The following is an 8,903-nucleotide window of genomic DNA, read 5'->3' on the forward strand; positions in this document are numbered from 1 at the left end:
TTGCTCATCGCCCCAGATCGCCGCCAACGCCTGCGGCGTGCGCCGCACTTGGGCTTCGATCAGGCTATGGATGCACTGGCTGCGGTCGAAGTCCAGGCCGTTGGCGTTCCACTGACGTTCGATGCGCTCGCGCTCGCTGCCCTCGAGCATCGCCAGCTCACCGACGCGCTGCTCCGGCGCTGCGACGATCGCCTGCAACAGGTTCAGCCAGTGCTGCGACAGGCGCTCGATGGTCGCTGGCAGGAACAGGTCGGTGGCGTAGGTCCAGATCGCCGACCAGGCCGTACCCGACTCGAAGGTATTGAGGGTCAGGTCGAACTGCGCGGTGTGGCTGTCCCACGCCAGCGCCTCGACCTGCAGGCCCGGCACCTGCACCATGGACGCCTCGGCGGCGCGCTCGCCCTGGTGGTTGAACATCACCTGGAACAGCGGGCTATGGCTCAGGCTGCGCTCAGGGTGCAGGGCCTCGACCAGTTGCTCGAACGGCAGGTCCTGGTGGGCCTGCGCTTCCAGGGCGCTGTGGCGGACCTGCTCGAGCAGGTGGGTGAAGGCCATGCCTGGCTCGACCTCGGCGCGCAGTACCTGGGTGTTGACGAAGAAGCCGATCAGGCGCTCGGTCTCCAGACGGTTGCGGTTGGCCACCGGCACGCCGACGCGGATATCACCCTGGCCGCTGTAGCGGTGCAGCAGCACCTGGAAGGTGGCCAGCAGCAGCATGAACGGCGTCACCCGCAGCTCACGCGCCCGCTGTTGCAGGCCCAGGGCCAGGTTGTCCGGCAGCGCCAGCGCAAGCTGCGCGCCACGGAACGACTGTTCGGCCGGGCGTGGGTGATCGGTGGGCAGTTGCAGGAACTGCTCGCCGGCAAGACGTTCGGTCCAGTAGCCGAGCTGACGCTCGCGCTCGCCGGCCTGCATCCACTGCCGCTGCCAGATCGCATAGTCGGCGTATTGCAGCGGCAGCACCGGCAGCGTGGGCGCTTCGCCCTGGCTGAAGGCGGCGTAGCATTGCACCAGTTCCTCGACCAGCACCTGCATCGACCAACCATCGGAGACGCTGTGATGCTGGGTGACGACCAGCACATGGTCGTCCTGCGCCACACGCAGCAGGCGCACACGCAACAGCGGCCCCTGCTCCAGGTCGAACACCTGCGCCACCTCGGCCTGCACCCGTGCGGCCAATTCGGCCTCGGCGACCGTTTCGATCGGCAGCGCCAGCGGTGCGGCGGCGTGGATGCGCTGCTGAGCACCCTCGGGCGCCTGGACGAACGTGGTACGCAGCGACTCGTGACGCGCCAGCAGGCTGTCGAAGCTGCGCTGCAAAGCGGCCACATTCAGCGCGCCGCGCAGGCGCAAGGCGCTGGGGATGTTGTAGGCGCTGCTGCTCGGGTCGAGTTGCCAGAGGAACCACTGGCGTTCCTGGGCGTAGGACAGCGGCGCCAGCTCGCCACGCACTGTCGGCAGCAGCGCAGGCTGTGCGGTGTCTGCGCTTGGCGTGAGGCTGGCGACGAACGCCTGCAGGGTGGTCTGCTCGAACAAGGTGCGCAATGCCACCTGCAGGCCCAGGCCGTGACGCAGGCGCGACACCACCTGGGTGGCCAGCAGCGAATGCCCGCCCAGGGCAAAGAAATCGTCCTGCAGACCGACCCGCTCGACCTCCAGCACCTGCTGCCAGATTTGCGCCACTTGCTGCTCCAGCGCCGTGCGCGGCGCCTGGTAATCCTCCTGGCGCAGGGTCGGGGCCGGCAGCGCCGCGCGGTCGAGCTTGCCGTTGAGGGTCAGCGGCAGGCTGTCCAGGCACAGGATATGCGCTGGCAGCATGTACTCCGGCAAGTCGGCCTTGAGGCCGCTGCGCAGGCGCTCGACCAGCGCCGACGCCTCGCCGCTGCCCTGCTGCGCCACAACATAGGCCACCAACTGCGTACCGGCACTGCCGTCGCGAGCGAGCACCACCGCCTCGCGCACGCCCGGCAGTTGCAGCAAGCGGGCTTCGATCTCGCCCAGCTCGATACGGAAACCACGGATCTTCACCTGCTGGTCGATACGCCCGACGTATTCGATCACCCCGTCGTTGCGATAGCGCGCCAGGTCACCGGTGCGGTACAGGCGCCCACCATTGCCGAACAGGTCGGGCACGAAGCGCTGGGCGCTGAGGTCGCTGCGGCGGTGATAGCCGCGCGCAAGGCCGGCACCGCCGACATACAGTTCGCCGATGCATCCCGGCGCGACCGGCTCCAGCTGGCCGTCGAGCAGGTACCAGGACAGGTCGTCGATCGGCTCGCCGATCGGGCTGCTGGCCGCCCCTTCGAGATCGCTCGGGCTCAGCGGACGGTAGGTGACATGCACGGTGGTTTCGGTGATGCCGTACATGTTCACCAGGCGCGGCCCCTGCGCAGCGAAATGCTCGTACCACGGGCGCAGCGCCTGCACCTCCAGGGCCTCGCCACCAAAGATCACCTGGCGCAGGGCACCCAGCTCGGCGGCGTCACGGGTGCAGGCCACCTGCATCAGTTGCTTGAACGCCGAAGGGGTCTGGTTCAGTACCGTGACGCCCTCGCGGTGCAGCAGCGCATGGAAATCCTCGGTGCTGCGGCAGGTCTCGTGCGGCACGATCACCAGGCGCCCGCCATGCATCAGGGCGCCGAAGATCTCCCACACCGAGAAGTCGAAGGCGTAGGAGTGGAACAGGCTCCAGACATCGTCGGCAGCGAAGTCGAACCAACGTTCGGTGGCAGCGAACAGGCGCATGACGTTGTCGTGGGGCAGTAGCACGCCCTTGGGCTGGCCGGTGGAACCGGAGGTGTAGATGACATAGGCGAGCTGGCGCGGGTCGCAAGCCAGTTGCGGCGCGCCGGGGTCGGCAAGCGGCTGTGGCGACAGCGGCTCCAGCATCAGCTGGCGCACGCCCTCGGCCCCCTGCACACCTGCCGCCAGGTGCGGCTGCACCAGCAGCAGGGCGATGCCGCTGTCGTCCATCATGTAGGCCAGGCGCTGGGCTGGCGCGCTGGGGTCCATGGGCACATAGGCAGCACCAGCCTTGAGCGTGGCGAGAATGGCCACGATCATTTCCAGGCTGCGCTCGACCACCAGGCCGACCCGTACCTCAGGGCCGACACCCTGCGCCAGCAGGCGGTGAGCCAGGTGGTTGGCCTGGGCTTCGAGCTGGCCGTAGCTGAGCTGGCGGTCATCCAGCGTGACCGCGATGGCCTCGGGGCGCAGGCGCGCCTGCTCCTCGATGCGCTGGTGAATGCACTGCTGCACGGGATACTTGGCCGGCCGTGGATTCCACTCGGCGATGATGTCCGCGCGCTCCTGTGCATCGAGCAACGGCACCTGCACCAGGGGCGTATCCGGCGCTGCGACCATCTGCCCGAGCAGTTGCAGCCAGTGCCGCGCCATGCGCTCGACAGTGGCCCGCTCGAACAGGTCGGTGGCGTAGGTGAAGGCTGCCGACAGCTGCTCGCCCGCCTCGGCGGTGTCCAGGGTCAGGTCGAACTGCGCGGTGACCGTGCGTACGTCCAGCCCCTCGATGTGCAAGCCCGGCAGGCGCAGTGCCGAGGCGCCATCGCCACCGAGGTGGTTGTGCATGACCTGGAACAGTGGGTTGACCCCGGCACTGCGTTCCGGCGCCAGGGCTTCGACCAGTTGCTCGAACGGCAGCGCCTGGTGGGCCTGGGCGCCGAGCACCGCCGCACGCACCTGCTGTAGCAGTTCACGGAAGGTATTCTGCGGGTCGATGCTGACATCCAGCACCTGGGTGTTGATGAAGAAGCCGATCAGCGCCTTGGTGTCGGGGTGCTGACGGTTGGCCACCGGCACACCGACGCGGATCTCGCGCTGGCCGCTGTAGCGGTGCAACAGCAACTGGAAGCTGGCCAGCAGGAGCATGAACGGCGTCATCCCCTGCGACTGGGCAAGGCTGCGCAGGGCTCGCTGCAACTCGACCGGCAGCGCCACCGCCAGGCGTTCGCCGCGATGGCTGGGCTGCTGCGGGCGCGGGTGATCGATCGGCAACTCCAGCACCGGCTGCTCACCGCCCAGACGCGCGGTCCAGTAGCCCAGCTGGCGCTCGCTCTCCCCCGCTTCCATCCAGGCCTGCTGCCAGATCGCGTAGTCGGCGTACTGGATCGATGCCGTCGCCAGCGCAGGTTCACCGCCACTGCTGAAGGCCGCATAGGCGTGTACCAGTTCCTCGACCAGCACCTGCATCGACCAGCCGTCGGAGACGATGTGGTGCTGGGTCATCACCAGCACATGGTCGTCATCGGCCAGACGCAGCAGGTCGACCCGCAGCAGCGGGCCCTGCTGCAGGTCGAACAGCGCCTGGGTACGGGCCTCGACGAAGTCGCGCACGGCCTGCTCGGTATCGGCGCTGGCATCGACCGGCAGGTGCTGCAGCGGCAGCTCGAAGGCCGACGCAGCAGGCTCGATCACCTGGCGCACGCCCTCGGCCGTCTCGACGAAGCGCGTACGCAACGACTCGTGCCGCCCCAGCAACCATTGGAAGCTGCGCGCCAGTGCCGGCACATCCAGCGTGCCTTTCAGGCACAGGGCACTGGGGATGTGGTAGGCACTGCTGTGCGGCTCCAGTTGCCAGAGGAACCACTGGCGCTGCTGGGCGTAGGACAGCGGGATAACATCGAGGCCTTCACGGGCCGCCGGGATCGGCAACTGCCCCAGGGTCAGGCCCTTGCCGGCCAGCTTTTCCAGGAAGGCCCTGCGCTGTGACAGCGGCAACCTGATGAATCGCTGAACCAGCGCGATGTTATCCATTACAGCCATCTCAGTTCGTCTCCAACTCGGTGAGGAAGTCATGCATATCGCTCAGATCCTGCTCGAGATCGGTGGTCCGCAACCCTTCCAGCGCTTGCGCATAGCCCTGCAGGTCGTCGGCCTGGAAGATCAGTTCCAGTGGCACCTGTACCTGCAGTTGCGCCTGTGCGGCTGCCGTGGCTTGTGTCGCCAGCAGCGAATGCCCGCCCAGTTCGAAGAAGTTGTCGTCACGCCCTAAGCGGTCGACCTTCAGCACCGCAGCCCAGATATCGGCGATGGCGCGTTCCAGCTCGCCTTGCGGCGCGCGGTAGTCGCGTTGCATCAGGCTGGCATCCGGGGCCGGCAGGGCCTTGCGGTCCAGCTTGCCGTTGGGTGTCAGGGGCAGTGCGTCGAGGAAGACCAGATAGGTGGGGACCATGTAACCCGGCAGTGTCTCCTTAAGACGAACGTGGAGCTGCTCGCGCAATTTAGCCTCGCCGAGCGCCAGGCCCTGCGCGCTGGCCAGCACGTAGCCCACCAGCTGCGGGCCACCGACGCCGGGACGGGCCAGCACCACGGCTTCACGCACGCCGTCCTGAGCCTGGAGGCGCGCCTCGATCTCACCCAGTTCGATGCGGAAGCCGCGGATCTTGACCTGGTGATCGACCCGTCCCAGGTAGTCGACCACACCGTCGGCGCGCTGGCGCACCAGGTCGCCACTGCGGTACAGGCGCGCGCCCGGCACACCGTAAGGGTCCGGCACGAAGCGCTCGGCGGTTAGCGCGGCGCGGTGCAGGTAGCCGCGCGCCACCCCTGTGCCGCCGAGGTACAGCTCGCCCGCGACGCCCTGGGGCAGCAGCGCCGCCGAGTCGTCGAGCACATAGGCACTGCGATTGCCGATGCGGCTGCCGATCGGCGCATAGGCCGCCTGGCAACGTTCGGCGCGGTCGGCTTTCCAGATCAGCGGGGTGACCACGGTTTCGGTCGGGCCATAGCCATTGATGATGTGCTCAGGCGCAAGCACGGCCTTGACCAGTTCGAACGAGGCTTCCGGCACCGCGTCGCCACCGAAGCAGTAGATGCGCACCGGCGGCGGGTTGCCGTGCTCGCGCACGTGCTCGGCCAACTGCTGCAGGTACACCGGCGGGAACGCGGCAACGGTGACGCCATGCCGGTGCATGGCCGCACAGGCCTGCTCGGCGGTCCACAGCTGCGGGTCGCGAATCAGCAGGCGGCCGCCGTGCAACAGGCAGGTCAGCCAGCGTTCATGGGCTCCGTCGAAGGCGAACGACATGAAGTGCAGCTCGCAGTCACGCGCGCTCATGGCGTAGCGCTCACCGATCGCCAGGCAGTGCATGGCCAGCGGGCCATGGGCCACGGCGACGCCCTTGGGCTGGCCGGTTGAGCCGGAGGTGTAGATCACGTAGGCCAGGCCCTCGGCGTGCACCGGGCGCTGCGGCGCGCTGCTCGGCAGCGAGGCGCTGGCCAACTGGTCGATGCACAAGGTCGCCACGGCTTGCGCCGCGGGCAGGCGCGCCAGCAACTGCGAATGGGTGAGCAACAGCGCCATGCGCGAGTCCTGCATGAGGTATGCCAGGCGCTCTTCGGGGTACTCCGGGTCGAGCGGCACATAGGCTGCGCCAGCCTTGAGCACCGCCAGCAACGCGACCAGCATCTGCGGACCACGCTCCAGCGCCACACCCACCAGCGCCTCGGCGCCCAGCCCTGCCTCGATCAACCCGTGTGCCAGGCGGTTGGCCTGCTGGTCGAGCTCGGCATAACTCAGTTGCTGCTCGCCGAACAACACCGCCACCGCCTCCGGCGTGCGCTGCGCCTGGGCCTCGAACAGCTGGTGCACTGCACGTGGCGAATCGAAGCGTGCATCGACGTGGTTCCACTGCTCCACCAGTTGCGCACGCTCCTGCCCGGTGATCAGCTCCAGCGCACCGATGGCCTGGCCCGGCGCCGCCTCGAGCAGTTGCTCGAGGACCTGGCGCAGGTGCCCGGCGATCTGCACGATGCGCGCATCGTCGAACGCTTCGCGCAGGTAGCTGTAGTGCACCTGCAGGGTCTGCTCCAGGGCGATGGCCAGGGTCAGCGGGTAGTTGGTGCGCTCGTGGCTGTCGATGGCGCCGAAGCCCAGGGCGGGCACCTCGGCCTGGCGCAGGGCCTCGGCCACCGGATAGTTCTCGAACACCACCAGGGTGTCGAACAGCGCCTCGCCGCCCTGCCCGGCCCAGCGCTGGATATCGTACAGCGCGGTGTGCTCGTGCTCGCGCAGGGCCAGGTTGTGCTGCTGCAGCTCACCGAGCCACTCGCCCAGCGCCTGCTCGGCACGCACCTGCGCCACCACCGGCAGGGTGTTGATGAACAGCCCGACCTGGCGCTCGATACCGACGATGTCCGCCGGACGCCCCGAGACCGTGGCGCCGAAACACAGCGCCTGCTGACCGGTGTAGCGCTGCAGGAGGATCAGCCAGGCGCCCTGCAGCAGGGTGTTGACGGTCACCTTGTGACGGCGCGCCGACTCGCCCAGGCGCTGGGTGAACGTGGCATCGAACTGTTGGTAGTGGTCGCCAAACGGCGCTTGCGCCACAGGCTCGCTGCGCACGAAGGCCTGGGCCAGCCGGGTCGGGGCCTCGAGCACACTCAGTTGCTCGGTCCAGAAGCGCTCGCTCAACCCGGCATCCTGGGCCTGCAGCCAGGCCAGGTAATCGCGGTAGCGGCCAACATGGCCGACCTCGCGGCGCGCGGCGTAGCGCTGCAGCACCTCGCCCAGCAGCTGCGAATTGCTCCAGCCGTCGAGCAGGATGTGGTGGTGGGTGTAGATCAGGTGATGACGGTCATCAGCCGTACGCACCAGCACCAGGCGCAGCAGCGGCGCACGGGCCAGGTCGAAGCCCTGGGCCTGTTCCTCGGCCGCCAGGCGGTCGAGGGCGGCGGGCAGGTCCTGGTCGCCGCGCACATCAAGCACGCGGAACGGCACCTCGACCTGCTTGTGCACCAGTTGCAGCGGACGCTCCACATCGCCCTGCCAGAGGAACACGCTGCGCAGGCTGTCGTGGGCGTCCAGCGCCTGCTGCCAGGCTTCGCAGAAACGCGCAGGGTCCAGGCCGTCGATGTCCACCCGCATCTGGTTCACGTAGTCGCTGGCGTCGTGCTGGTACAGGCTGTGGAACAGCATGCCCTGCTGCATCGGCGACAACGGCACGATGTCTTCGATCTGCCGCGCGGCGACCGGCAGCGCATCCAGTTGCGCCTGGGCCAGCGGGTAGAGCGGGAAGTCCGAGGGCGTCACGCCCGCTTGTCCGGGCTGGCAGCAATGCTCGACCAGAGCCTGCAACTGCTCGGCGAAATCGCTGGCCAGGGCCTGCAGGGTGGCGTGGTCGAACATCTGCGTGCTGTAGGTCCAGCTCAGGTCCAGTTCGCCGTCGTACACCTGGCCGTTGATGCCCAGCCAGTTGGCCAGCGGCGCCTGCGCGCTCTGCTCGGCACCGCTGGCCTCGCCGCTCGGGCTGAACAGCGCGCCGTCTTCGGCCTGGAAGCTGCCATCGAACTGGCCCAGGTAGTTGAAGGTCACCCGTGCCACCGGCAAGGCCTGCAACGCTTCACGGGTCGAGGCGTCAGCGAAGCGGCGCAAGGCGCCGAAGCCCAGCCCTTTGTTGGGCACCCTACGCAACTGCTCCTTGATCTGCTTGAGCGAGTCGCCCAGCGCTTCGGCCGGGGTCAGGCACACCGGGAACACGCTGGTGAACCAGCCCACGGTGCGGGTCAGGTCGAGGTGCTCGGCGAGCTCTTCGCGGCCATGGCCTTCGAGCTCCACCAGCACGCTGCCCTGCCCGCTCCAGCGGCACAGGGTACGGGCCAGGGCAGTAAGCAGCAGGTCGTTGACCTGGGTGCGATAGGCGGCGGGCGCTTCCTGCAGCAGGCGTTGGGTGGTGGTTTTGTCCAGGCGCGTATGGACCATCGCCGCATGGGCGTTGTCCAGCACCGCCGTTGGTGCGGCGCACGGCAACTCGGCGGCACCCTGCAGGCGTTGCTGCCAGTAGCCGAGCTCAGCGCTGTGCTCGACGGCGTAACGACGCAATTGCTCGGCCCAGTCGCGCTGCGAGTTGGTCTTGCCTGGCAGGGCCAGGGGCTTGCCGCTGCTCAGC

General features: G+C 68.3%; 1 protein-coding gene and 1 pseudogene. Both read right to left on the bottom strand.

Translation table 11 applies throughout. From position 1 onward, the window contains the following. Positions 1-4,779 (bottom strand): amino acid adenylation domain-containing protein (locus HU729_RS24095; protein ID WP_346655319.1); only part of this gene is annotated, 4,779 nt, incomplete at its 3' end. A 109-nt stretch (positions 4,780-4,888) separates the two neighbouring features. After that, positions 4,889-8,903, bottom strand: a pseudogene (locus tag HU729_RS24100) (amino acid adenylation domain-containing protein); the annotation flags it as partial.

The organism is Pseudomonas sp. RW10S2 (assembly GCF_014268985.1).
Taxonomy (GTDB): Bacteria; Pseudomonadota; Gammaproteobacteria; order Pseudomonadales; family Pseudomonadaceae; genus Aquipseudomonas; species Aquipseudomonas wayambapalatensis.